The organism is Bacteroides parvus, assembly GCF_017309675.2.
Taxonomy (GTDB): domain Bacteria; phylum Bacteroidota; class Bacteroidia; order Bacteroidales; family Bacteroidaceae; genus Bacteroides; species Bacteroides uniformis.
In genome coordinates, this window is sequence record NZ_CP084680.1 from 1,829,235 (window position 1) to 1,854,348 (window position 25,114).

Genomic DNA, 25,114 nt, shown 5'->3' on the forward strand with positions numbered 1-25,114 from the left:
CCGCAAGGAAATCTTGCTCCGGCGCTACGCCGGTTAGAAATGCAATTTAAATACTACAATTAATACCATCAAAATCAAGTTCACCATAGAGATGGGTACCAGGTACTTCCACTCCAGATTCAGAATCTGGTCAATACGCAGGCGGGGGAAAGTCCACTTTATCCACATCAGCAGGAAGACTACGAAGAAGGCCTTTCCGAAGAACCATACAAAGCCCGGAATGTAATCCATCACTGCGTTGAAGCCGTCCAGACCTACGATGTGTAGCGGCATCCAGCCTCCCAGGAAGATGGTGGCTGCCACGGAGGCTACGATAAACAGATTCAAATATTCCGCCAGATAGAAGAATCCGAAGCCCATACCGCTGTACTCCGTATGGTATCCGGCAGTCAACTCGCTTTCGGCTTCGGGCAAGTCGAAGGGACCACGGTTGGTTTCCGCATTTCCGGCAATGAGGTAGATGATGAAGGCTATCAATGCAGGGATATGTCCCTTGAAGATGAACCAGCCGTCAGCTTGTCCTTCTACTATTTCGGAGAACTGCATGGTTCCCATCAACACTACCATTGTCAGTATGCTCAATCCGCAGGACAACTCGTAGCTGATAATCTGCGCACCGCTTCGCATGGCTCCAATCAGCGAGAATTTATTGTTGGAGCTCCAGCCTGCCAGCAGGATACCCACTACGCCGATACTCGATGCAGCCAGCAGGAAGAACACTCCTACATTGAAGTCCAATACCTCCAATCCCTTGTTGATGGGCAGGCAGGCAAATGTCAGGAAAGAAGCGATGATTACCATGAACGGTGCCAGATTGTAGAGGAACCGGTCAGAAAATTTCAAATCAATGATTTCCTTCGTCAACATCTTGATGACGTCGCAGGGCACTTGGAGCAATCCCCATTTCCCCACGCGCATCGGACCGAGGCGGCATTGGAAGAAGGCGCATATTTTACGCTCCATGTAAATCAGGATGATGGCAAGCACGGCATACATCAAGATGATGCATACGCCAATCACCACGCATTCGAGGAATATTGCCAGACCTTCCGGCATCAGGGAAGTCAGCATCTGGTGTATCCAGTTGGTTACTATACTAAAGTCAAACACGTTGTTCATTTACTATTTACTATTTACAATGTACAATTTACGAGGCGCTTTTTGATTTACAATGTACAATTTACAATTTGGCTGCGCTGTAATTCCGCATGGTAAATTGTGAATTGTCAAATCGTAAATTCTTTTATCTATCAATATCTGGTACTACATAATCTAATGTTCCGCCAATGGCAATAAGGTCGGCGATTTTAGCTCCGCGGCAAATCGTGTTTACGGTCGATACCAATGGCAAACCCGTACTGCGGAAGTGCAGGCGGTAAGGCGTTTTGTCACCGTGGCTTTCGAGGAAGACGCCGAATTCACCGCGGCTACCTTCTACGGCTGCATAATAAGTGCCTTCCGGTACGCGGATAATAGGTTTCATCTTTTTCTGGTAGGCTCCTTCCGGGATGTTGTCTATCAGTTGCTCGATAATCTTCAGGCTCTCCAAAATTTCATCCATACGGATAAGGTAGCGTGCCCATGAATCACCTTCGGTGCGGATGACTTCTTTAAAGTCCACCTTGTCATATACGGCATACGGCATACGCTTACGCACGTCGCAGGCCCATCCGCTGGCGCGTCCGGTGCCTCCGGTAGCTCCAAAGGCGATGGTATCTTCCCGTGAGAGTATACCCACACCTTTCAGACGTTGCTGGGCAATGATGTTTCCGGTGAATACGTCGTGATATTCGTGTAGGATACCGCGGAGGTAGGGGATGAACTCCTTCACTTTCTTTACGAAGCCGGGAGCAATGTCCGCCTGCACGCCACCGATGGTGTTGTAGTTCATGATGAGGCGTCCGCCACAAGTTTCCTCAAAGATGTCGAGTATCTTTTCGCGGTCGCGGAAACCGTAGAAGAAGGCCGTTAATGCACCCAAGTCCATAGCAAGACAAGAGTAGAACAGCAGATGAGAGTCTATTCGCTGCAACTCGTCCATAATGGTACGTATGTACTGCACGCGTTCACTAACTTCCACGCCCATTGCCTTTTCGATACACATGCACAAGGCATGGCGGTTCTGGTGTGCACCCAGATAGTCCAGACGGTCGGTCAGAGCCAAAGTCTGCGGATAGGTCAGGCTTTCGCACATCTTCTCGATACCCCGGTGGATGTAGCCGCAGTTGGCATCAATCTTGTCGATGACTTCACCCTCCAATGATACACGGAAGCGCATTACGCCGTGGGTGGCCGGATGTTGGGGACCGATGTTCACCACATATTCTTCATCACCAAAAAGTTGCATCTCCTTATTTTTGATGCTACCGTCGGGATTCAGCTCCAACTCCATGGTGGTGTCTACCGTTTCTTCGTTGTCCATACGTAACGGATTATCTTTTTCCGGTTCATTGTCCTTACGCATGGGATAGCCTACCCAGTCATTGCGCAGATAGAGTCGGCGCATATCCGGGTGACCGATGAAAACGATACCGTAAAAGTCGTAGACTTCGCGTTCGTTGAAATCCGCAGCTTTCCAGATATCGCTGACGGAAGGGAGTTCGGGATGTTCCCGGTTTAGAGTGGCGGTACGTACCGCTATCCGTTCGCCGGTAACGGTAGATTCCAACAGATAGACTACACCGAGTCCGCGGGGAGTGTCCGGTGTGTCTTTCTCGTCGGGTATTCCCCAATCCATACCGCTGAGGCATTCCAGAAAGTCCATCTGTTTCTCTTTCCGCAGACGCAGCATTTCGTCGTGCAGGGCTGAGGGCTCTATGTATTTTATTTCCATATATTTAAGTGCTGATTAGTGGTTTTCTTCTTTTCTGTTTACTCCACCGAAGTATTTTTCTATTTTCACTTTACGCTGCAATTGCATCATGCCGTAGTAGAATGCTTCCGGACGCGGAGGGCAACCGGGAATGTAGACATCCACCGGCAGAATCTTGTCCACACCGTTCACCACATGATAGGATTTCTTGAACGGGCCTCCGCTGACGGCACAGCCGCCTACGGCTACTACATATTTTGGATCGGCCATCTGGTCGTAAAGACGTTTCAGAACGGGAGCCATCTTGTTGGTTATTGTCCCGCAAACCATAATCATATCTGCCTGGCGCGGACTGGCACGGGCTACTTCGAACCCGAAGCGCGCCATATCATAGCGGGCTGCGCCGAGGGCCATGAATTCGATACCGCAACAGCTGGTTGCAAACGTAAGAGGCCACAGTGAGTTGCTGCGTCCCCAATTGACGAAATCGTCCAGTACGCCAAGGGCAACATTGGCGCCTCCGGCATTAAGTTCCCGAACCAGTTTCTCCAACGTTTCGTTGTCTGTAAACTCCTCATAAGGGATAGATTTAATTTTCGGCTTCTTTGTTACTTCCATTCCAAAGCTCCTTTCCTCCAGGCATAAGCAAGACCCAGAATCAATATAATCAGGAAAAATAAAACACTGAAAAGTCCTGCCACGCCAAGTTCGCGGGTGATGACTGCCCAAGGGAACAGAAATACCGTTTCCACTTCGAACATCAGGAACAAGATGGCAAACAGATAGTAACCTACCCGGAATTGCATCCACGATTTACCGCGGGTAGGGATGCCACACTCGTACGGTTCCATCTTCTGTGCATTGTACGAACGGGGTGCTATCGCATTGGAGAGCGCGATGACGATACCCACGAAAGCGATTGCCGTCAATAAGACGACCACTAACAAAGTAAAGTTCATAAACCTGATAAGATTTTAGATATATAATAATAGATACATCGTACCAGAGGACAAAAAACTGAATGTTGTCCGGGGCGAGGTCAAGGGGCAAGCATTTGCGCTTGCAGGCCTTCTAAATGATAATCTTTCTTAGTCCGAACACATAATAGTTTGCGTCGGGTACGGGATGAGGAGACAGATTTAACAAACGGTCGCATTCCGGTGCATAAGCATACTGCTGCATCTTGTAGATGTACATGCGCAGGAGTACGTTTTTATTGGTTGGTACTTGCGTATGATCCACATGCTCTATGCAGAGGGAGTTTGGTGAAAACAAGTCGTAGAACTTCTGGACTACTTGTTGGGTGGTAGGAGCTTGTGACAGCGTACAGCATTCTGCTTGTCGGGTGGCAGGAACACACAAAATGTCCGCAACTCCTATTGCACTGTCGTGCAATAGGGCTGCAAAGATAATGATTAAACAGTATTTGATGCATTGCTTCATACCACAAATCTCTCTTTCAAGGGCGCAAAGATATAATAAGTCTTGCTCATTTTGCTATCCCCGCATAACAAAAATGGTTATTTTTACACTTTTTATCCTAAATCAATTTCGTTTCCAGAAATCAGGTGTGAAAAGCAGTAGTACGGTGAATAACTCAAGACGTCCCAGAAGCATTAAAAGGGATAATAGCCATTTAGCTGCATCGGGCAGGGCATTCCACGAATAGGCAGGTCCGGTTTCACCCAATCCGGGTCCCATATTACCGATGCTGGAAATAACGCAGCCTATTGACTCTTCAGCTCCGACTCCCATAGTCATCATAAGCAGTGTGCTGATAACTATAATGGTGATATAAATAAAGCAAAAAGCCAGTACGGTGGAGACAATGGAGGAAGATATGACTTGCTTGTTTATTCGTACCGGAAGTATGGCATTGGGGTGTAGGATGTGTTTGAATTCGTTCCGTGATACTTTGGTAAGAATTACCATACGTATGCATTTCAAGCCTCCGGTGGTACTGCCTGCACACGCTCCCATCAGCATGATGATGGTAAGCAGGCCCCATAGGACGGGCGACCATTGCATGTAGTCATCCGTTGCAAAGCCGGTGGACGTATGAAGGGAAATTACCTGGAACAAGGATTTGCGGAAGGATTCTTCCATCCCCATGGGACTGGTATAATAGAGCGCGATGGCTATGACTGCAGTGAAAAATACGACTGAGCTGAAATAGAATTTCAGCTCGGCGTTGCTGATGAATTTCTTGAATTTCCGGTTGACGAACAATAATACTAAAGTGAAGTTGATACCGGAGATAAACATGAAGATGGAGATGACATATTCTATATAAGGAGAATTATAGTAGGCAACGCTGGCCTGCTTGGTAGAGAATCCACCGGTGCCGGTAGTGGCAAATGCATGGCAGATGCTGTCGAACCAGTCCATGCCTCCAAGCATCAGCAGGCAGACAAGTAAAGTGGTTATGCCGGTATAGATGCTCCAAATCCACTTGGCGGTGATACCGATACGCGGATGAACCTTGTCATGTGTGGGGCCGCTTGCTTCGGCTGCGAATACCTGCAGACCACTGACTCCGAAGATAGGAAGCACTGCAATGGTGAACATGATGATTCCCAAGCCGCCAATCCACTGTGTCATGCTGCGCCAGAACAGTATTCCATGAGGAAGTGACTCGATGTCGTCCAAAATAGTGGCACCCGTACTGCTGAAACCGGACATGGTCTCGAAGAATGCATCGGCAATGTCGGGTATGTATCCGCCTATATAGAAAGGCAGCATTCCGAAAAGAGAGAATGCCACCCAGGCAAAGCTGACCAGTACATATCCGTCACGGCGCGTCAGTTGCCGTTCACCTCCTTTACCGAGAGCTGCCAGCAATAAGCCTATCCCTGCTGTGATACCTCCTGCTTTCCAGAAATCGAGCATATCGCTTTCTCTGTAGTAGAAAGACACGCTCGAACAGACCAGAAACATGACTGTTTCCAGCAATAGCAGAATACCGATAATCCGTATGATTGTCTTGAAGTTAATCATTTACCAACGACTCATTCTCTATTAGTTAAAGTATTTTTCGATTTTCTTAATCATCATGTTTAGACAGAATACCACCACATGGTCACCCGGTTGTATCAAGGTATTACCCATAACCACGACGCCTTCCCCCTGACGGATAAGTCCGCCGATGGTGGTTCCTTTCGGGAGGCCGAGGTCTTTTACCGGATGTTTGGTAATCTTTGAGCCGGCCTTAACGGTAAATTCCGCTACATCGGCATTGGCAAAGGTCAGGCATTTCACATTGCTGACGTCCGCATCCAGCATCATCTGATAAATGTGGCTGGCGGCAATCATCTTTTTGTTGATGACAGTGCCGATGTCAAGGCTTTCAGCCATGCCTATGTAGTCTATATTCTCCACTTCTGCTACGGTTTTGCTGACTCCCATGCGTTTGGCGGCAAGGCAGGCTAGAATATTGGTCTCCGAATTGCCGGTCAAGGCAACGAAGGCTTCCGTGTTTTTCAGTCCCTCTTCCACAAGTAAGTCCATATCCCGCCCGTCGCCATTGATAATCATGGTGCGGTCGTCAAGCAACTCGGTCAGACGGTTGCAGCGGTTCAAGTCGTTGTCCACGATTTTCACCTGCATGTAGTCCGGGACGTATTGGGCGGTGCGTACGGCAATTCGGCTTCCACCCATAATCATTACGTTGCGCACATCAGCATAATCTTCCTTGCCAGCTATTTTGCGGATGTAGGGGACGTATTTCCTGATGGTGGTAAAGTATACGATGTCATGTAGCTTGATGGTATCGTCACCGCGGGGAATCAGTGTCTCGCTTCCCCGTTTGATGGCTACCACGTGATAGGGCAGCTCCGGTCCGCCCAGTTTGTGGAGAGGGATGTCCAGTATCTCGGCTTTTTCGCGTATTTTGGTGCCTATCAGTATCAAGGCGCCTCCGCAGAATTCCCACCATTGGCGTACCCAGCTCATGCGGATGGAGGATACGATCTCTTTGGCGGCAAGCATTTCCGGGTAGATGAGTGAATCGACACCCAGCTTCTGGAAAAATTCCTTGTTTTTGGGCAGCAGGTATTCGTAGTTGTCAATGCGGGCTACGGTCTTCTGTGCTCCCAGATTGTTTGCCAGCATGCATGCGGTCATGTTCCGGCTTTCATCAGGGGTGACGGCTATGAACAAGTCGGCTTCTCTCACTCCCACTTCTTTCAAGCCTTTTATGGATGTAGGGGAGGCCGTAGCCGTCATTAAGTCAAAGTTGGAGTTTAGGGTGCTCAACTTTTCTTCGTTGTCGTCCATCAGAATGATGTCCTGCTTCTCGCGGGACAGCAATTTAGCCAAGTGTGTGCCTACTGCGCCGGCACCTGCAATAATTATTTTCACTTTTAATTAGTTGATAGTTGATAATTAATAGTTGACATATGGGGTAGATACTTAAACGGTCAATTTTCAACTATCAATTATCAATTGATTATAGATTCCTTCTTCGTCCATTCCGCAAAGATGATGCAACTCTTGTATGGTGCCGTGCTCTATGAAGGCATCGGGTACACCGATACGTCTGATATGGGGGATATAGTCATTGTCTGCCATGAACTCCAGTATGGCACTGCCCATTCCTCCTTTTTTGACACCGTCTTCTATGGTGACGACATGCTGGAAGTTGAGTCCTACCTCGTGCAGCAAGGCTTCGTCGAGCGGTTTGAGAAAACGCAGGTCGTAATGGGCTATGGAGATCCCTTTGTCTTTCTCTGCGCGCTCTATGGCACGTGCGGCTACGTTGCCTATGGGACCGAGGGTGATGACTGCCAGGTCTTTACCTTCCTTCAGTTTACGCCCTTTACCTACGGGGATTTCTTCCAGCGGACATTTCCAGTCCAGTAATACGCCGCGTCCGCGGGGATAGCGGATGACGAACGGACCTTTGTCTGACAATTGTGCCGTGTACATCAGGCGGCGCAATTCATGTTCGTCCATCGGTGAAGATATGGTCAGGTTGGGAATCGGACGGAAATAGGCCAGGTCGAAAACTCCGTGGTGGGTCGGTCCGTCTTCTCCCACCAGTCCGGCGCGGTCCAGACAAAGTACGACGGGGAGGCGGAGCAGGGCGATGTCATGGATGACATTATCGTATGCCCGCTGCATGAAGGAGGAGTAGATGTTGCAGAAAGGTTGCATTCCTTCTTTTGCCATACCGCCCGAGAAAGTGGCTGCATGTCCTTCGGCAATACCCACATCGAAGGCACGGTCGGGCATGGTGTCCATCAGCTTGTTCATAGAGCAGCCAGTGGGCATGGCGGGGGTTACTCCGACGATTCTCGGATTTTCCTTTGCCAGTTCTACCAGTGTTTCCCCAAACACGTCCTGGTAAAGCGGAGGCAGGTTGCTGGTATCTGCCTTGAGGCGTTTTCCGGTTTTCGGATCGAACTTGCCCGGTGCATGCCAGATATCGGGATTCTTCTCGGCAGGTTCGAATCCTTTTCCTTTTACAGTGTGCAGATGCAGTATTTTCGGTCCCTGCATATCTTTGATGTCCCGCAGGACACGGGCTATGTTTTTCACATCGTGTCCATTGATAGGACCGAAGTAGCGGATGTTCATCCCTTCAAAGATATTCTGCTGCTGGGCGGCCATTGATTTCAGACTGTTGGCAAAGCGAATCAGCGCTTTGCGGCGGTCCTCGTTCAAAAGTCCCATTTTGAATAGCAGTCTGGAAGTTTTGAAGCGCAGCTGGTTATAGCGGTTGCTGGTAGTTAGGTTGAAAAGATACTGCTTCATGCCACCTACACTTCTGTCTATCGACATATCATTGTCGTTGAGAATGATAAGAAGGTTGTTTGGGGTGGACGAAGCGTTGTTCAGTCCTTCAAAAGCTAAGCCGCCGCTCATGCTTCCGTCGCCGATGATGGCCACTACATGGCGGTCCTTCTCGCCTTTTTCGGCAGCGGCAACAGCCATGCCAAGGGCGGCGGAGATTGAATTTGACGCATGTCCGCAGGTGAATGTGTCATAATCGCTTTCCTCTGGTGAGGGAAAAGGACGAACTCCCTTGAATTTACGGTTGGTGGAGAATGCTTCACGGCGTCCGGTCAGTATCTTGTGCCCGTATGCCTGATGGCCTACATCCCAGACTATGCGGTCGTACGGAGTATTGAATACGTAGTGCAAGGCAACGGTCAGCTCTACCGTGCCCAGACTGGCTGCGAAATGTCCGGGGTTACACGAAACCTCCTTTATAATGTCTTGCCTCAATTCTTTACAGACTTCAGGAAGCTCTTCTACGCTGAGTTGGCGTAAATCCTCGGGAAATGTAATGGTGCTAAGCAAGTTATATGTTGTTGGTTCTGTTCTCATTTCTAATCTGAAGATTACAAAATGCAAAAATAGCAAAAGAAAACGGATGACGGGAAGTTTTAGAAGGAAAAAAAGCCTCTTTTGTTCACTTCTGTTTTTACTTTCTCTGTATAAATTGCATTTCTTGTTCTGCCTATAATTAAGGAAAAAGATGCCTGATGGTAAATCGTTCCTCCATGGAGAAAATATTGTTCCATCATGGTAGAAAAATCGTTCCACCATGGTGGAACGATTTTTTCTCCATATAGGAATGATTTAGTTTTGGCAAGCAAAGATATTAATCCTTTCAAAGATTGACTTGTACTCTCGTATGTGTGCATCTATGATAAGAGATGCTTTAAACTTAACACTTGTTGAAAAATGCAACTTTGCAAACTGTTTATTGCAACTTTTTTAGGAGCTTGGACTGTTGTTAATATAATATTATCTATATTTGCAAAGTAGAATATGTCCTATTTATCAATATGTTATACGATTATGAATTGTACATGATGGCATTCTTAGTTGTAATATGTGCCGGAATGGGGCGTAACCACGAATTGCTAAATGAATAAACAATGAATGATATGAAGAAAAAGTTTAACTTTGGAATTTTGGCTATTGTGAGCGTAGTGTTTTTTTCCGCTTGCGGTTCTGATAGCGATCTGTTCGACCCGGAAAAGGCGGTGGCTAAGAAAGAGGCACAGTATGCATCGGCTTTCGTGCGGAAGTATGGAAAAATTGCAGTTAATCAGGATTGGGGATTTGGGGTAACACCGACAACGCGTGTTGCTAACACTAATAGCAATCAATGGAGAGATTTTGCGGAAGTACCGGGGAGTGTTACGGCTATAGAAAAAGAAGTGGTTACGAAATGGTTTGAAACACATCAGAATCCACAATCCATTGGTGTGGATTGGACCGACTTTTTTGTTCAACATGTAAGTGGCTCACGCTCTGATATGGATTTTTTGGTTGCGGCATCAGATGATCATATCAATAATTTTAATGCTGCTGAGGGAGCTATAATGCTAATGCAGAATAGTGGGACGTCTTCTTTTGGCTATAGGGCTTCTCTGGATAGTAAAATGCACTATAATTATACTATACAATATATTGAGGGTGCTTATTATGTGGGATTTGACTTTGAAGCTACCGGCCAGAACCCAAATCAACAAGTAGCTGCAGATGGGTATTATAGTGATTGGATTGTAAAGATCTCTCCGGCCGTATATACAAATGCGTACAGAATCATAGCGGAAGACCTTGGAGACAGTGACGATTTTGATTTCAACGATGTCGTGTTTGATGTAGCGACCAATGGAGGAACAACTATCATTACCCTGCAGGCTGCGGGTGGTACTTTGCCTTTGTATATTGAGGTAGGCGGTGATAGTCGTGAAGTTCATGAGATCTTTAGTGTTTCTAGTACTACAATGATAAATACGGGTGCTGGAGCAACTAAGGCTCCGGTGATGTATAGAGTTAACGGTACTGGTGCCGTAAATATCAAAGTGGAAGGTCAAAATGCTGAAGTATATACACTGAAAGCGGAGGTAGGCAAAGCTCCGCAGAAGATACGTGTAGAGACAAGATATGACTGGACTTCTGAGCGTCAGGCTATTAATAATAAATATCCAGATTTTGCAAATTGGGTGGCTGATCCTACGGTTAATTGGTATTAATGGAATATATAGTATTTAAGGTAGGTGATATAATGGAAGGTTATATTACCTGCCTTTTTTATGTTTCGACCGTTATATATTGAAATTTACTATCTTTGTGGCGTAGCAAGTAGGTTGGTACATCCTTTTTCCCGAATGTGAATGTTTTTTTATTCCGAGCTTATGAATCTTTATACGCCTGTAGAAGTAGTTTCCGGTATGCCCCTTCTTTCGCAAGAGAATAATCTGTTGCTGATGGGTTCTTGTTTTGCATCCGAGATGGGACAAAGGCTGGCGGATGCCAAGTTCTGTTGTGACGTCAATCCTTATGGTGTGCTTTATAATCCTTTTTCCATTTCTGTGGCATTGCGTGAAATCATTGCGGGCAAATGCTACAATGAAAACGACATTTTCCTCTTTCATGGACTTTGGCACAGTGCCATGCATCATGGTAGCTTCTCCTCAGTCTCTGCAGAGGAAACATTGGCAGGTATTAACGGACGTTTGAAAAGCGCCCATGAAAGATTGGATCGGTTGGATTGTCTGCTACTGACTTTCGGCTCTGCTTGGGTATATGAAAATAAAAAGACGGGAACTATAGTTGCCAACTGCCATAAGCAACCTGAGTCTTGCTTTACTCGTCACATGCTTTCCGTCAGTGAAATAGTGTCTGACTACACCTCTTTGCTTTCCGGTTTGCTGGCGCGGATTCCCCGGCTGAAAATATTGTTTACCGTCAGCCCCATCCGCCACGTGCGTGACGGAATGCATGCCAACCAGCTCAGTAAAGCTACCTTGCTGCTTGCCGTGAATCAGTTGCAAGCCACTTTCCCAAAACATGTTTTCTATTTTCCGGCATACGAGCTGTTGCTCGACGAGCTTCGTGACTATCGCTTCTATGCAGAAGACATGGTGCATCCTTCTGAAATAGCCATTCGCTATATCTGGGAAAGGTTTATTCGGTCGTGCATCTCTGCCGATGCGTTACGGATTATGGAAGAAAGTGAAAATATCCGTAAGATGTTGTCGCATAAGCCATTTTATCCTGCTTCAGAAGAGTATAAGCGTTTTTTAGGACAAATTGTGTTAAAAATAGACCAACTTAACGGAAAATACCCGTACTTAGATTTCCAAAAAGAGAGAGAAATATGTCGTATTCGATTGAAAGCATAACCGAAAGTATTGGCGCACGGCGTGTGGGAAACGTGCCGGCTACCATAGACTGGCTGCTCACAGACAGCCGTTCCCTGAATTTTCCTGAGGAAACATTATTCTTTGCCTTGACCACCAAGAGAAATGACGGTGCGCGCTATATCGCAGATTTATATGCCCGTGGAGTACGTAATTTTGTGCTTAGCGAAGAAAGCTTTAGATTAATTGAGCATGGAGAATTGAAAATTGATAATGATGCGCAGCAACCCGCTATCCATTTTCAATCTTCCACTGTCAACTACCTTATTGTTTCCAATCCGCTGAAAGCCCTGCAAAAACTGGCAGAACAGCATAGGAACCGGTTCCAGATACCAGTCATCGGTATTACGGGAAGCAACGGAAAGACAGTTGTGAAGGAATGGCTGCACCAGTTGCTCAGTCCGGAACGTGCCATTATCCGTTCTCCCCGTAGTTATAACTCCCAGATTGGAGTACCTTTGTCTGTGTGGCAGATGAACGAACAGTCTGAACTTGCTATTTTTGAAGCCGGTATTTCCGAACCGGGGGAAATGCGCGCTTTGCAGAACATCATTAAGCCTACCATAGGCATCCTGACCAATATAGGAGGGGCTCACCAGGAAAATTTCTTCTCGTTACAGGAGAAGTGTATGGAGAAGTTGATGCTTTTCAAGAATTGTGATGTAGTGATTTATAATGGTGACGATGAGTTCGTCAGCAACTGTGTGGCGAAGTCCATGCTTTCTGCACGTGAGATTGCGTGGAGCCGGAAGGATATGGAACGTCCTTTATATATAAGTAAAGTGGAGAAACAGGATGACTGTACTGTCATTTCCTATCGTTATCTGGATATGGACAATACGTTTACCTTGCCGTTCATAGATGATGCTTCCATCGAGAACTCGCTGAACTGTCTGGCCGCATGCCTCTATCTGATGCTTCCTGCCGAACGGATTACGGAACGTATGGCAAAGCTGGAACCCATCGCCATGCGTTTGGAAGTCAAGGAGGGAAAAAACAACTGTCTGTTGATTAACGACAGTTATAATTCTGACCTTGGCTCATTGGATATTGCACTCGATTTTCTTTACCGCCGTTCGCAAAGTAAGGGATTGAGGCGGACCTTGATTCTTTCGGATATATTGGAGACCGGTCAGAATACGCCGACACTTTACCGACAAGTGGCACAGCTGGTAAACAGCCGCGGCATTGAACGCATCATAGGTGTAGGAAATGAAATCTCTTCCTGCGCTGCACGCTTTAATATAGAGAAGACCTTTTATCCGGATACGGCAGCTTTGATACGCACTATCCAGCGTGGGGAACTGCGCCTTGAAAACGAAATTATTCTGATTAAGGGTGCACGTAAGTTCGGTTTTGACTCCTTGACGGAAGTATTGGAGAAGAAGGTGCACGAAACTATCCTGGAGGTTAATCTTGGAGCGATGATTGCCAATCTGAACTATTATCGTGGCAAGTTGAAGCCGGAAACAAAGATGGTCTGCATGGTGAAAGCCTCCGCTTACGGTGCAGGTTCTTATGAGATAGCCAAGACTTTGCAGGAACATCATGTCGATTATCTTGCTGTGGCAGTTGCCGACGAAGGCTCCGAACTCCGCAAAGCGGGTATCACAGCGAACATCATTATCATGAATCCTGAGATGACTGCTTTCAAGACCATGTTCGATTACAAGCTGGAGCCCGAAGTATATAGCTTCCATCTGCTGGACGCTTTGATTAAAGAAGCGGAAAAGGAAGGTATCACAAACTTCCCCATCCACATAAAGCTGGATACCGGTATGCACCGCCTGGGGTTTGCTCCGGAGGATATGCCCCGGCTGATAGAACGGCTGAAGGGACAGAATGCCGTGATTGCCCGTTCCGTCTTCTCACATTTGGTAGGGAGCGATTCGCAGCAATTCGACAGTTTTACACGCCGGCAGATAGAAATGTTCGAAAAAGCGTCCATGGAATTGCAGGGAGCTTTTCCGCATAAGATACTTCGCCATATCTGCAATTCTGCAGGTATCGAGCGTTTCCCGGGGGCGCAATTCGATATGGTGCGTCTGGGTATCGGTCTTTATGGTGTCAATCCCATAGACAATTCCATTATGAATAATGTGAGCACGTTAAAGACTACCATCCTCCAAATACGTGATGTTCCTGAAGAGGATACGGTTGGGTATAGCCGGAAAGGGCATCTCACCCGTCCGTCACGTATAGCGGCTCTTCCCATTGGTTATGCCGACGGTCTGAATCGCCATCTTGGAAACGGACATGCCTATTGTCTTGTAAACGGCCAACGGGCTGCCTATGTAGGGAATATCTGCATGGATGTCTGTATGATTGATGTAACGGACATCGATTGCAAGGAGGGTGACAGTGTGGAAATTTTTGGTAATCATCTGCCTATAACCGTTCTTTCCGATGCGCTTGCAACTATTCCTTATGAGGTGTTGACAAGCGTTTCTACGCGGGTAAAACGTGTTTATTATCAAGACTGAAGATAGGGGGCAGGGATTAGGGGATGGAGATTACAATAAAATTAATCCTTAATCCTTAATCCCTAATCCTTAATTTTTCTATCTTTGCATTATAATTAATCAGATATAACTATGACAAACTTACTTTTATTAGGCTTTCTGCCCAGCGGCTCCGAATGGATAATTATTGCATTGGTCATCTTACTATTGTTTGGCGGTAAGAAAATTCCCGAATTGATGCGTGGTTTGGGCAAAGGAGTGAAGAGCTTCAAGGATGGTGTGAATGAAGCCAAAGAAGAGATAAACAAGGCTCAGGAAGATTTGGATAAACCGGCTGAAAAGAAATAAAAGGATTTACTATTTGACTATTTACGATTTACTATTTGATACTCTGTAAATTGCAGAAGTATGGGGAGATTTGTTATCTTTCATTCCACTGCGTAGCCCAAATAGTAAATCGTAAAATAGTAAATGCATTGGTGTTTATGGCAGAAAAAGAGCTAACCTTTTGGGATCACTTGGACGAGTTGCGCCGGGTACTGTTTCGTGTGCTTGGTGTGTGGTTTGTATTGGCTATCGGTTATTTTATTGCCATGCCTTATCTGTTTGACAACGTGATACTGGCTCCTTGCCATAACGACTTTGTTTTCTATGACCTGCTCCGTTGGATAGGGCAGAAATTGGATTTGAAGGATGAATTCTTTACTCAAGAGTTTCATGTGAAACTCATCAATATCAATCTTGCCGCACCGTTCTTTGTCCACATGTCTACCGCTTTCTGGATGTCGGTGGTTACGGCTGCTCCTTATATATTCTATGAAATCTGGCGCTTTGTAAGCCCTGCCCTTTATCCAAACGAGCGTAAAGGGGTGAGGAAAGCGCTGGGTATAGGTACGGTGATGTTTTTCATCGGTGTGTCGCTGGGGTATTTTATGGTCTATCCACTGACTTTGCGTTTCCTTTCTACTTATCAACTGAGTGCAGCCATCGAGAATCAAATTTCCCTGAACTCGTACATTGACAATTTCATGATGCTGGTGCTTTGCATGGGGCTGGCATTCGAACTGCCGCTGGTGACATGGTTGCTTTCCCTGCTGGGACTGGTGCACAAGACCTTTTTGCGGAAATACCGCCGTCATGCTGTTGTCATCATTGTTATTGCCTCGGCCATCATTACTCCGACCGGTGACCCGTTTACCTTGACAGTAGTGGCGGTGCCGCTTTATCTGCTCTATGAGTTGAGTATCCTGATGATAAAGGATAAAAAAACTGATGATGAAGCGGAAGAAGTGGAGACAGAGGAATGACGGATTGTGAAGTAAAAGAATATTTTAGTATATTGCAGGAAGCCTGCCACGTTGAGGAAAGCTCCCTGGATGTGGCCTATCGGCAATTGCGCGAATTGCTGGAGCGTTTGTGCCGTACACAGATGCCCGACGGAAGCTTGCAGATGACGGATCTTTCTGCACGTATCAGTTTCGTGGCTTCGAAGGCCGGACTTTCCACCGTGGAACAGAACCGTCTGCATACCTTCCGGCTGACCTCCAATGCTATTCTGAACCGCCAGACGGAACCGCAACGTGAACAGTTGTTGCGTGATGCCAAGACACTGGCATTCTTTGTCAAGCGCTTGACGGGGAAGGAGATACCTGCCGGGCTTTATCGCCTGCTGCCCCGTGCGGATGCCACCTATATAGTGGCACCGCCCGCCAAAGAGCGGATAAAGCGCATGCGCGTCTGTTTTCAGTATGCCGATGATACTTACTTATATGTACTGCCCGTAGACACTGTGGCCGATGAACCATTGCGTGTCCGTTACAATGTACCTCAGATTAATGAAGAGTTTGCAGAAACCTGCCGGATTCTGTGGCGGCATGCCCAGGTCAATCTGCTGGATGTTACGGTGGACGAAGCCGGCATACTTACTCCCTCCTTTATTATACTTGAGCCCGATTACTTGATAGACATCAGTTCGCTTGCCGAATGCTTTAAGGATTACGGACATCATCCTGCCAACTATATCCTGGCACGGCTCCAGTCGCCGGACAATACCCGTCCGTTACTGCTGGGTAATATTGCCAACCTCTTTCTGGACGAGTGGATTCATGCTAAGGAGGCACCCGATTATTTGGCATGCATGAAGAAGGCCTTCCGTTCTTATCCCATTGAGCTGGCAGCATGTGCCGACCTGCGCGACCGGGAGAAGGAAGCCGAATTCTTTTCCGATTGCAAGTGCCATTTCGACAATATCCGCCGGACGGTGACAGAAACATTCCGTGCATCCGGCTATGAACTCGATAGGACTGATGCCGTGCTGGAACCCTCTTACATCTGTGAAGCATTGGGTTTGCAAGGGCGTCTGGACTACATGCAGCGGGATATGACCTCGTTCATTGAAATGAAGTCCGGTAAGGCGGACGAGTATTCCATCCGTGGTAAGGTGGAGCCTAAAGAAAACAATAAGGTACAGATGTTGCTCTATCAGGCTGTGTTGGAGTATTCTATGGGAATGGACCATCGACGTGTAAAGGCCTACCTGCTCTATACCCGTTATCCGTTGCTTTATCCGGCACGTCCTTCGTGGGCAATGGTGCGCCGTGTGATGGATGTGCGTAACCGGATTGTAGCCAATGAATATGGCATCCAGTTACGGAACAGCCCGCAGTATACGGCAGAGCGCCTGAAAGACATTCATCCGGACACCTTGAACGAGCGCGGTTTGGACAATACCTTGTGGAAACGTTTCCTTTACCCTTCCATCGATGCCGTAGCGCAACGCATCCGTTCGCTTTCGTCGTTGGAACAAAGCTATTTTTATACGCTCTATAATTTTATAACCAAGGAACTCTATACCTCCAAATCTGGAGATGTGGATTATGAAGGACGTACCGGCGCTGCCGCCCTCTGGCTTTCCACACTGGCTGAGAAATGTGAGGCAGGTGAAATTCTGTACGATTTGGCTATTTGCGAGAATCATGCGGCAGATGCGCATAAACCGTATTTAAGCCTCTCCCCCCGTACCCCCTCCCCGGTAGGGAGGGGGAGGGAATACTCCGCGGAGCCGGGAGTAGGGGGGAGTTTGCCCAATTTCCGTCAGGGTGATGCGGTGGTTCTTTACGAACGGAATACGGATACCGACAACGTTACCAACAAGATGGTATTCAAAGGTAATATAGAGCGCATATCCGATGACGAAGTCTGCATCCGTCTTCGTGCCACTCAGCAGAATGCGGGTGTATTGCCTGCTGCTAGCCTTTATGCCATAGAGCACGACTATATGGACACCTCCTTTCGTAGCATGTATCTGGGACTTTCCGCTTTTCTTTCTGCCACCCAAAGACGACGTGACTTGTTGTTGGGGCAGCGCCCTCCCGAATTCGATGCTTCTTTGGATGCCGCTATTGCGACCGCTCCGGATGATTTTTCGCGGATTACTCTGAAAGCGCAGGCTGCCCGCGACTATTTCCTTTTAATCGGTCCTCCGGGTACCGGTAAGACCTCCCGCGCGCTACGGGGCATGGTAGAAGCCTTTTACCGGGAGGGGAAACAGATTTTGCTGCTTTCGTATACCAATCGTGCCGTAGATGAAATCAGTAAGGCGCTGACCTCCATTGAGCCTGAAATAGACTTTATCCGTTTAGGCAGTGAGTTGTCTTGTGATGAGTCATTCCGCCCGTATCTGATTGAGAATGTGCTGGAACCTTGTGCCACTCGGCGGCAGGTGCAAGAGCGCATTGCCCGTTGCCGTGTTTTTGTCGGTACGGTTGCCACGCTTTCTTCCAAGACCGAGCTTTTCCGGTTGAAGACTTTTGATGTAGCGATTGTGGATGAGGCTACTCAAATTTTGGAACCACAACTGCTGGGATTACTCTGTACCCGTAATCCTGCAGGCGCGGATGCCATCGGCAAATTTATTTTGATAGGTGACCATAAGCAGCTGCCCGCAGTGGTCTTGCAATCGTCCGAGCAGGCGGAAGTGTGTGACGAAGCTTTGCAGGCCATCGGATTGTATAATTTGAAAGATTCCCTTTTCGAACGCCTTTATAGAAACCTCTCCAGGGAGAGCGCCAATCGCCAGACATCAACCTCTCATCCTTCATCCCTTATCCCTCATCCCTCCTATGACATGCTCTGTCGTCAGGGACGCATGAATATCGAGGTAGCTTTGTTTCCTAATCGTGCTTTTTACGGTGGTCTGCTGGAGCCGGTTGGCTTGCCGCACCAGCAGGGTGAGCTGACCCTTGCTCCTGAATTGTGTGATTGTGAGTTTGCCGGCTTGCTCACTCGTCGTGTCGCTTTTCTGCCTTCCGCAGTCGAACCGCCGGCACAGTCGGCCAAGATGAACCATTCGGAGGCGCGGATTGTGGCACGGTTGGCAGCGGCTATCTATCGGCAGTATGCGGCTGTTTCCGGTTTCAACCCGGCTGTCACTTTAGGTGTCATCACTCCTTATCGCAGTCAGATAGCCTTGATTAAGAAAGAGATTGCCGCTTTGGGTATTGCTCCTTTGGAGGATATATTGGTAGACACCGTGGAGCGCTTCCAAGGTAGCGAACGGGATGTCATTATCTACTCTTTCTGTGTGAACCGGGCTTATCAGTTGAAGTTTCTGGCAAATATGACGGAGGAAAACGGTACTCGGATTGACCGGAAATTGAATGTTGCCCTTACTCGTGCCCGCAAGCAGATGTTTATGACAGGAGTGCCGCAACTATTGAAACTTAACCCTATTTATGCCGAGCTCTTGTCTGTAGTTTGCCATTCGTAACCGTCTTATTAGTAAATCTTAAATATTCTCTGCTTCTTTATAGAGTTTATTAATAACGCTGTGTGGGATAAACCATTATCTTTGCATTACGTTTTTTTCATAGAGATTTAGATTTAAGGTTAGAAGAATTGTGGAAGTCGTGAGACTTCCCTTTTTTTCATCTTAAATTGTGTTCCATTTACAGTTTTTTGTTTTTGACTGTAATTGAACAAAGAAAAGCCATTTCGTGAGAAAGGGCTTTTTTGTGCGGAGTTTGCAAGGCATGTAATGCAGTTTGCAAACTCCGCATGATTTTGAATATCTATAAAGAGACTTCTGATTAGTCCACTATAATCGGTTTGTACTTCGGAACCAGTGCCTTCATGATGCACCAGCCTATCAGGTAGGACACTGCACATATACAGAAGATGATGAAATATCCGGCAGGCTTGCCCTGAAATCCGAGAAATACCATTTGTGTCTTGTCGGCATAGTCGAACAGCAAACCGGAACTCATGTTGATGAGGAATGAGCTGATACCGCCCGCCATACCTCCGATTCCCACAATGGTGGCAATGGTGCTCTTGGGAAACATATCACCTACCACAGAATAGATGTTGGCCGACCAGGACTGATGGGCAGCGCCTGCAATACCTATGATGATAATCGGGAACCAATAGGCTTGTTCGCCAAATACTTCCTTGTTGCCCAATGGCTGTGCAAACAATGCCAATAGCGGGAACAGTGCAAAGATGAACATGGCCTGCATGCGTGCGGCGTAGGGGTTCTTGCCGGTCTTGTTGATAATGATGGTGGGCAATTTTCCGCCATAGACGGACAACATCGTGATGGCATAGAGCACAAAGATAAGCATCTGTGCCGTGGGAGTATCTGAGGAGAATCCGTAAACGTCCGAAATGTATGCGGGTGCCCAGAAGAGGAAGAACCACCATACACCGTCAGTCATGAATTTGCCGAAAAATACAGCCCAAGTCTGCGGATATTTGAAACATTGCAGGAAAGAAATGCTCTTTTCGTCCTTGGTTGCCGGAGTAGTCGCCTTTTTATCCTCCTCTTTGTCTTGTTCTATATATGCCAGCTCAGCTGCGTTTACGTGTGGATTTTCATCAGGTTTCTTGTACATGAACATCCATAGTCCCATCCAGATGAAACCCAATCCGCCGATAACGATAAAAGCCATTTCCCAGCCGTTGCCCACGCCCATGCGTTGGAAGTAGCGGGCCAGGGTAGGGATACACAATGGGGCTATCAGTGCTCCGATGGTAGAGCCGGCATTGAAGATGGAAGTGGAGAAGGCACGGTCTTTCTTGGGAAAATATTCGGCGGTAACCTTGATGGCGGCAGGAAAGTTTCCTGCTTCACCGATGCCCAGTATGATACGGGCGGCAATGAAGTAGTAAACACTGGTGATGGCTATGGTAGAGGCCAATGCACCGGTAGCACTAATCATGTTGGCGGCATTTTCAATGCCGAGGGTCACTTCTGTGGCAAGTCCGCAAAGGGCGTGCATACAGGCGCCGGTGGACCATACGGCGATGGCCCATAAATATCCTTTCTTCGTTCCCATCCAGTCGATGAAACGTCCGGCAAACAGATTGCCTAAGGCATAGACGATGGAAAAGATGGCCGTGATGTAGCCGTAGTGTGTATCGGTCCAGTGGAATTCGGGGGAGATAAAATCTTTCCAGGTCAATGAAAGAACCTGGCGGTCGAGGTAGTTGACGGTTGTCGCGAAGAATAGCATGGCGCAGATAATCCAACGGTAATTGGTCATCCGCCCTGCGGTGTTTTGAAATGTACTCATGATAATAGATTTATATTTTGATACAAATGTAGGTTTGTGTATTGTTCGAGGTGTAATATTGGGTAAATTAGGATGCTGAAAATGACAAAAATAGGCATGGATTATTTAAGTCCATGCCTATCGGGCGCTACAGGGCAACTTTATTTCATATCGATGTATTTGATTTCGTCTTTGTCGCTGTATTTCAGGTTTTCACCGCCCATACCCCAAATGAAAGTATAGTTGCTGGTTCCGGCAGCAGCGTGGATAGACCATTCGGGAGAAGTGATGGCTTGTTCGTTGTGCAGCCATATCAGACGTTCTTCCTGCGGTTCGCCCATCAAGTGACAGATAGCGTTGCCGGGTTTCAGGTTGAAGTAGTAGTAAGCTTCCATGCGGCGAGTGTGTGTGTGGGCAGGCATGGTATTCCATACAGAACCGGGAGCCAGTTCCGTGAGTCCCATCTGCAACTGGTTGGTACCACCGTCTTTCACTCTTTCCAGTACATCTTTCACAATCAGCTGGTTTACGATGCGGTCGTTACTGTCCTCCATTTTTCCATAATGGTCGGAGATGCCCAGTGCATATTTCTTGGGGTTGGCTTTCTGAAGCTTGGCATCGGTAGTAATCAGCTGAGTAACATAGGGCTTGTAGGCCGGAGCCGAGTTGATGTAGAACTTGGCGGGATTGGTAGCGTCGTTGCTCTTGAAGGTTACTTCCTTATTTCCGCAGCCTACGTAAAGGGCTTCCTTATACTTCATGGGGTATTCCTTGCCGTCTACAGTAACCACTCCGTCACCGCCGGTATTGATGACACCCAGTTCGCGGCGTTCGAGGAAGTAAGTGATTTCCGGACCCAGTTCACGGAACACTTCCAATTTCAATGTCTTGTTCACCGGCATGGCGCCACCGTAAATCAACCGGTCGTAGAGGGTGTAGGTTACGTTGATTTCATCCGGAGCCATGACTTTGTCCATCATGAATCTGCTGCGTAGAAGTTCCGTGTCATAATGCTTCACGTCCTGCGGATGGCAGGCGGTCTGCACTTTGTAATTCACTTGGGCATTGGCTGCCATGGCAGCTGCTCCCATCATAAATGCAAGTACTAACTTTTTCATAATCCGTTACTATTTAACTTTTAATTTTTGATTGATTTCTGGTATTTGATAATGGCACGACGGTTCATAATCATCAGGAACAATGTGCATAATACAAGGATACCGGAGCCTATCCATTTCAACGAGTAGGTCAGGTGGAAAATGACCCAAGCGAAGGGGCTGGATGCAAAGTCCAGTGCGCCGCCTTCAAAGCCGGCAGGGATATTCACGGCAGCGTCTTGTGTCTTCTCGTATACATCGTGGGCTGCTTGTGTGAAATAGGGGGCGAGGTCTGTTACGAAATAAAGACCGATGGTCAGTACAACGAGTCCGATGATGAATGTCTTTACTACATTTCCTTTCGTGATGGGCAGTACCAGCGGGAAGAGGTAGAACATTCCGGCCAGCGACGCCAAAGGCAGGAACTGGTTACCCGGCAGGATGACAGCCAGCAGTATGGTTACGGGAATCAGCAGCAGGGAAACCACCAGCGTTGCAGGATGGCCGATAACCAATGCGGGGCTCATACCGATATTCAGGCCGACAGCACCTTTGAATTTCTTGGCAATCAGCTCGCGGGTAGCATCGGAAATAGGTTTCAAACCTTCGATGAACAAAGCGGTGATACGCGGAATCAGTTCCATTACGGCGCCCATCTTGATACCCAAACCTAATATATAAGGTATCTTGTCTACCAGTTCCTGGCTGTTCTTGCAAGACAAGGCACCGATACCGCAACCAACCAGAATACCCAAGAACAGAGGCTCACCCAGCAAACCGAATTTCTTCTTCATGCCTTCCGCATCGATGTTCAATTTGTCAAAACCGGGGATTTTGTCCAATGCTTTATTGATGACTACGGCAAATGGTACGAAACCTGCGCAGAAAGGCTGGGGAATGGAGATACCCTCCATCTTGTCGTAGAATCCTTGGAATTTGTCGGCGGTATAGTCGGCCATAATCAGGGTAATGATGTAGCAGATGATAGCGGCGAAGAAGCCCCACCAGATATTGTCGCTGGCAAAATAAACGACTGCGCCGATAAATGCGAAATGCCAGTAGTTCCAAAGGTCGATATTGACCGTACGGGTCGTTTTCGTTAATAACATCAGAAGATTTACTCCCAAACATACCGGAATGATGAATGCACCTACCGATGTGTTATAGGCTACAGCAGCAGCTGCTGGCCATCCCATGTCGAATACTTTCAGCTGAAGACCATAAATTTCAACGACTTGGCTCAGAGCAGGACCGAGGCTGCTGGTCAACAATGCAGTGACAACTGACAGACCTACGAACCCGACACCTACCAGCAGACCGCTCTTTAATGCCTTACTGAATTTAATACCGATGCATACTCCCAAAATTGTAAAGATTATAGGCATCATCACTGCTGCTCCTAAGCCGATGATATAGCCGAAAACTTGTTCCATTCTCTTGTGATTTAATTAGGTAATTGAGCTTGTTTTTGCAATAGTATGAATTAAAAACCGGGTCAAAAATAAGACCTTTTCTCAATTAATCAAACTTGAAAAGCATAATTATTAGTAAATGGAACAATTTTGGACGAAATTGGTCGTTATCGTGCACAAAATTGCTCGTTTTCGTACACGAAAACCAAATAACACATCTTCTACGTTGAAAACTACATATCCGTTTGGAAAGAAAGCATTACTTTTGTTTTGGGAAATAAAACTGTTCTAATACAAAAAATGAATGATTGCATGAAGAAAGATTCGATTTGTAAATTTATTGTATCTGCATGTATTTCGATTAAGAGAGTCGGGGGAGGAAACTAATCCTCGTGTACGTGCCTTTTTCTCCAAATTCGGGTGGAGTGAACTTTCATACCGTTCGCAGTGTTATTATAAAACATTGAAACAAACCGGACTATAATGATATATTTGATTTTTTTATTGGCAATAGGACTATTGGTCGGATGGAGCTTATGGAAAGCTCCATCTGATATTGATTTATGGGGAAAAGATGTGGAGGATTGATAGTTATATTGGTTATATTCTGAAAATTTACGGGCATGCCTATCTTGTGATGGGGGGAGATAAAGGTGTGATGTGGGAATTGTTCTGACCCTACATATCTTGGGTGATAGTTGTTGTCATCACTTCCTGTTCCTTATCACCTCGGGGAGGGAGTGCCCTCTCAAAGAGCGGAGATAACGGCAATGTCCGTAGCATTGTCTACGATATGTGCCGGATGAAACTCTTCCAGTTCTGTACGGGGACGGAATCCCCAAGTGACTCCGCAGGCGGTGACTCCGGCATTGGCGGCCGTCTGCATATCCACTCCGGAGTCTCCTACATATAGTACGTCTTCACGGGATATCCGGGTGATGTCCAGAATGTCATGCACCACTGTTGGGTCGGGCTTCACGTTGACCCCTTCCCGCTGTCCGAAGACGGCGGTAAAATGTATATTGGGGAAATAATGTGAAATCAATTTTACGGTAGCCGATTGATATTTGTTGGAAGCCACTGCCAGTACCATACCTTTCTTTTGTAACTGTTCCAGCAGTTCGGGGATGCCGGGGTAAGGGCGGCTTTTATCTGCATTGTGCACGTCATAATAAGGCACAAACTCCTTGCGGACACGCAGGACGTTTTCTTCGCTCTTTTCCCCTTCCGGGAGGGCGCGCTCGAACAGTTTGTTGATTCCGTTGCCAACCATGAAGTTATAGGCCGATTCCGGGTGGGTGGGATAGCCGAGCGCTTGCAGGGCATGGTTTGTACTTTGTGCCAAATCGGCTATTGTATTCAGTAAAGTTCCGTCCAGGTCAAATATAATCAACTTCTTCATTGCTTTCTCTATTTTTTAGTTTGCTGCAAATATAGGGCTTTTTGCGCTCATGTTCAAATGCTGTCTCGGGTTTCATCAGGTATTTGCAGAATAGCAAGCCCTGGGCTGATAATCAGTGCATTATTACTGCATTCCTGCTGTATGCGCTTTGCAGTAGTACTGCAGATGGGGTGCAGCGTGACTGCAACAGTATTGCAGTGGCACTGCACAAGTG

18 protein-coding genes are annotated in these 25,114 nt (G+C 47.1%); 6 read left to right on the forward strand and 12 right to left on the reverse strand.

The features are described 5' to 3' along the window. Positions 1 to 33: 33 nt before the first annotated feature. The 8 genes from nuoH to dxs all read right to left on the reverse strand — a co-directional run bounded on the left by nuoH (position 34) and on the right by dxs (position 9,142). Positions 34 to 1,110 carry an NADH-quinone oxidoreductase subunit NuoH gene (gene nuoH / locus JXR92_RS07265; RefSeq protein ID WP_009037156.1) on the reverse strand — a complete coding sequence of 359 codons (1,077 nt, stop codon included), beginning with the start codon at positions 1,108 to 1,110 and terminating at the stop codon, positions 34 to 36. 133 nt (positions 1,111 to 1,243) lie between these two features. Beyond that, entirely contained in the window at positions 1,244 to 2,833 is a 1,590-nt protein-coding gene (locus JXR92_RS07270; protein ID WP_138345883.1) for an NADH-quinone oxidoreductase subunit D, read from the reverse strand. Positions 2,834 to 2,848: 15 nt separating this feature from the next. Continuing rightward, the gene (locus JXR92_RS07275; RefSeq protein WP_005823959.1) at positions 2,849 to 3,430 is read right to left on the reverse strand and encodes an NADH-quinone oxidoreductase subunit B; all 582 of its coding nucleotides are present in this window, start codon (positions 3,428 to 3,430) and stop codon (positions 2,849 to 2,851) included. Beyond that, complete coding sequence (locus tag JXR92_RS07280) at positions 3,421 to 3,771, reverse strand: NADH-quinone oxidoreductase subunit A (protein ID WP_005823956.1); 351 nt, start codon at positions 3,769 to 3,771, stop codon at positions 3,421 to 3,423. The genes JXR92_RS07275 and JXR92_RS07280 overlap by 10 nt, the downstream gene beginning before the upstream one ends. A gap of 112 nt (positions 3,772 to 3,883) precedes the next feature. After that, positions 3,884 to 4,255 carry a hypothetical protein gene (locus tag JXR92_RS07285; protein WP_117599328.1) on the reverse strand — a complete coding sequence of 124 codons (372 nt, stop codon included), beginning with the start codon at positions 4,253 to 4,255 and terminating at the stop codon, positions 3,884 to 3,886. A 102-nt stretch (positions 4,256 to 4,357) separates the two neighbouring features. Next, positions 4,358 to 5,809 carry a TrkH family potassium uptake protein gene (locus JXR92_RS07290; protein WP_117599329.1) on the reverse strand — a complete coding sequence of 484 codons (1,452 nt, stop codon included), beginning with the start codon at positions 5,807 to 5,809 and terminating at the stop codon, positions 4,358 to 4,360. Positions 5,810 to 5,830: 21 nt separating this feature from the next. Next, positions 5,831 to 7,171, reverse strand: a complete 1,341-nt coding sequence (gene trkA / locus JXR92_RS07295; RefSeq protein WP_005823949.1) for a Trk system potassium transporter TrkA — start codon at positions 7,169 to 7,171, stop codon at positions 5,831 to 5,833. Positions 7,172 to 7,237: 66 nt separating this feature from the next. Beyond that, a complete protein-coding gene (gene dxs / locus JXR92_RS07300) occupies positions 7,238 to 9,142 on the reverse strand; it encodes a 1-deoxy-D-xylulose-5-phosphate synthase (RefSeq protein WP_034525360.1) in 1,905 nt (634 codons plus the stop codon). Positions 9,143 to 9,708: 566 nt separating this feature from the next. On the opposite strand from dxs, the gene JXR92_RS07305 reads away from it, so the two are divergent. The 6 genes from JXR92_RS07305 to JXR92_RS07330 all read left to right on the forward strand — a co-directional run bounded on the left by JXR92_RS07305 (position 9,709) and on the right by JXR92_RS07330 (position 19,206). Further along, entirely contained in the window at positions 9,709 to 10,806 is a 1,098-nt protein-coding gene (locus JXR92_RS07305) for a hypothetical protein (protein WP_034525358.1), read from the forward strand. 162 nt (positions 10,807 to 10,968) lie between these two features. Then, a complete protein-coding gene (locus JXR92_RS07310) occupies positions 10,969 to 11,958 on the forward strand; it encodes a GSCFA domain-containing protein (protein WP_117599331.1) in 990 nt (329 codons plus the stop codon). Further along, the gene (locus JXR92_RS07315) at positions 11,934 to 14,459 is read left to right on the forward strand and encodes a bifunctional UDP-N-acetylmuramoyl-tripeptide:D-alanyl-D-alanine ligase/alanine racemase (protein WP_138345887.1); all 2,526 of its coding nucleotides are present in this window, start codon (positions 11,934 to 11,936) and stop codon (positions 14,457 to 14,459) included. The genes JXR92_RS07310 and JXR92_RS07315 overlap by 25 nt, the downstream gene beginning before the upstream one ends. Before the next feature lie 111 nt (positions 14,460 to 14,570). Further along, positions 14,571 to 14,786, forward strand: coding sequence for a Sec-independent protein translocase subunit TatA/TatB (locus JXR92_RS07320; protein WP_005823939.1), 216 nt, complete (start codon positions 14,571 to 14,573; stop codon positions 14,784 to 14,786). Positions 14,787 to 14,923: 137 nt separating this feature from the next. Next, positions 14,924 to 15,745 (forward strand): twin-arginine translocase subunit TatC, encoded by an 822-nt coding sequence (gene tatC / locus JXR92_RS07325; RefSeq protein WP_005823936.1) that lies wholly within the window; start codon positions 14,924 to 14,926, stop codon positions 15,743 to 15,745. Further along, positions 15,742 to 19,206: a DEAD/DEAH box helicase gene (locus JXR92_RS07330; protein WP_138345889.1), complete on the forward strand. Its 3,465-nt coding sequence runs from the start codon at positions 15,742 to 15,744 to the stop codon at positions 19,204 to 19,206. Before tatC ends, JXR92_RS07330 begins: the two co-directional genes overlap by 4 nt. A 319-nt stretch (positions 19,207 to 19,525) precedes the next feature. Here the strand turns inward: JXR92_RS07330 and JXR92_RS07335 are convergent, their stop codons facing one another. The 4 genes from JXR92_RS07335 to JXR92_RS07350 form a co-directional block, all read right to left on the reverse strand. Further along, positions 19,526 to 21,010 (reverse strand): MFS transporter, encoded by a 1,485-nt coding sequence (locus tag JXR92_RS07335; protein ID WP_117599334.1) that lies wholly within the window; start codon positions 21,008 to 21,010, stop codon positions 19,526 to 19,528. Between the two features lie 140 nt (positions 21,011 to 21,150). Continuing rightward, complete coding sequence (kduI, locus tag JXR92_RS07340; RefSeq protein WP_005823932.1) at positions 21,151 to 22,107, reverse strand: 5-dehydro-4-deoxy-D-glucuronate isomerase; 957 nt, start codon at positions 22,105 to 22,107, stop codon at positions 21,151 to 21,153. Between the two features lie 20 nt (positions 22,108 to 22,127). Then, a complete protein-coding gene (locus JXR92_RS07345) occupies positions 22,128 to 23,519 on the reverse strand; it encodes a PTS galactitol transporter subunit IIC (protein WP_117599335.1) in 1,392 nt (463 codons plus the stop codon). A gap of 727 nt (positions 23,520 to 24,246) precedes the next feature. Then, positions 24,247 to 24,900: an HAD family hydrolase gene (locus JXR92_RS07350; protein WP_119961803.1), complete on the reverse strand. Its 654-nt coding sequence runs from the start codon at positions 24,898 to 24,900 to the stop codon at positions 24,247 to 24,249. Positions 24,901 to 25,114: the final 214 nt, after the last annotated feature.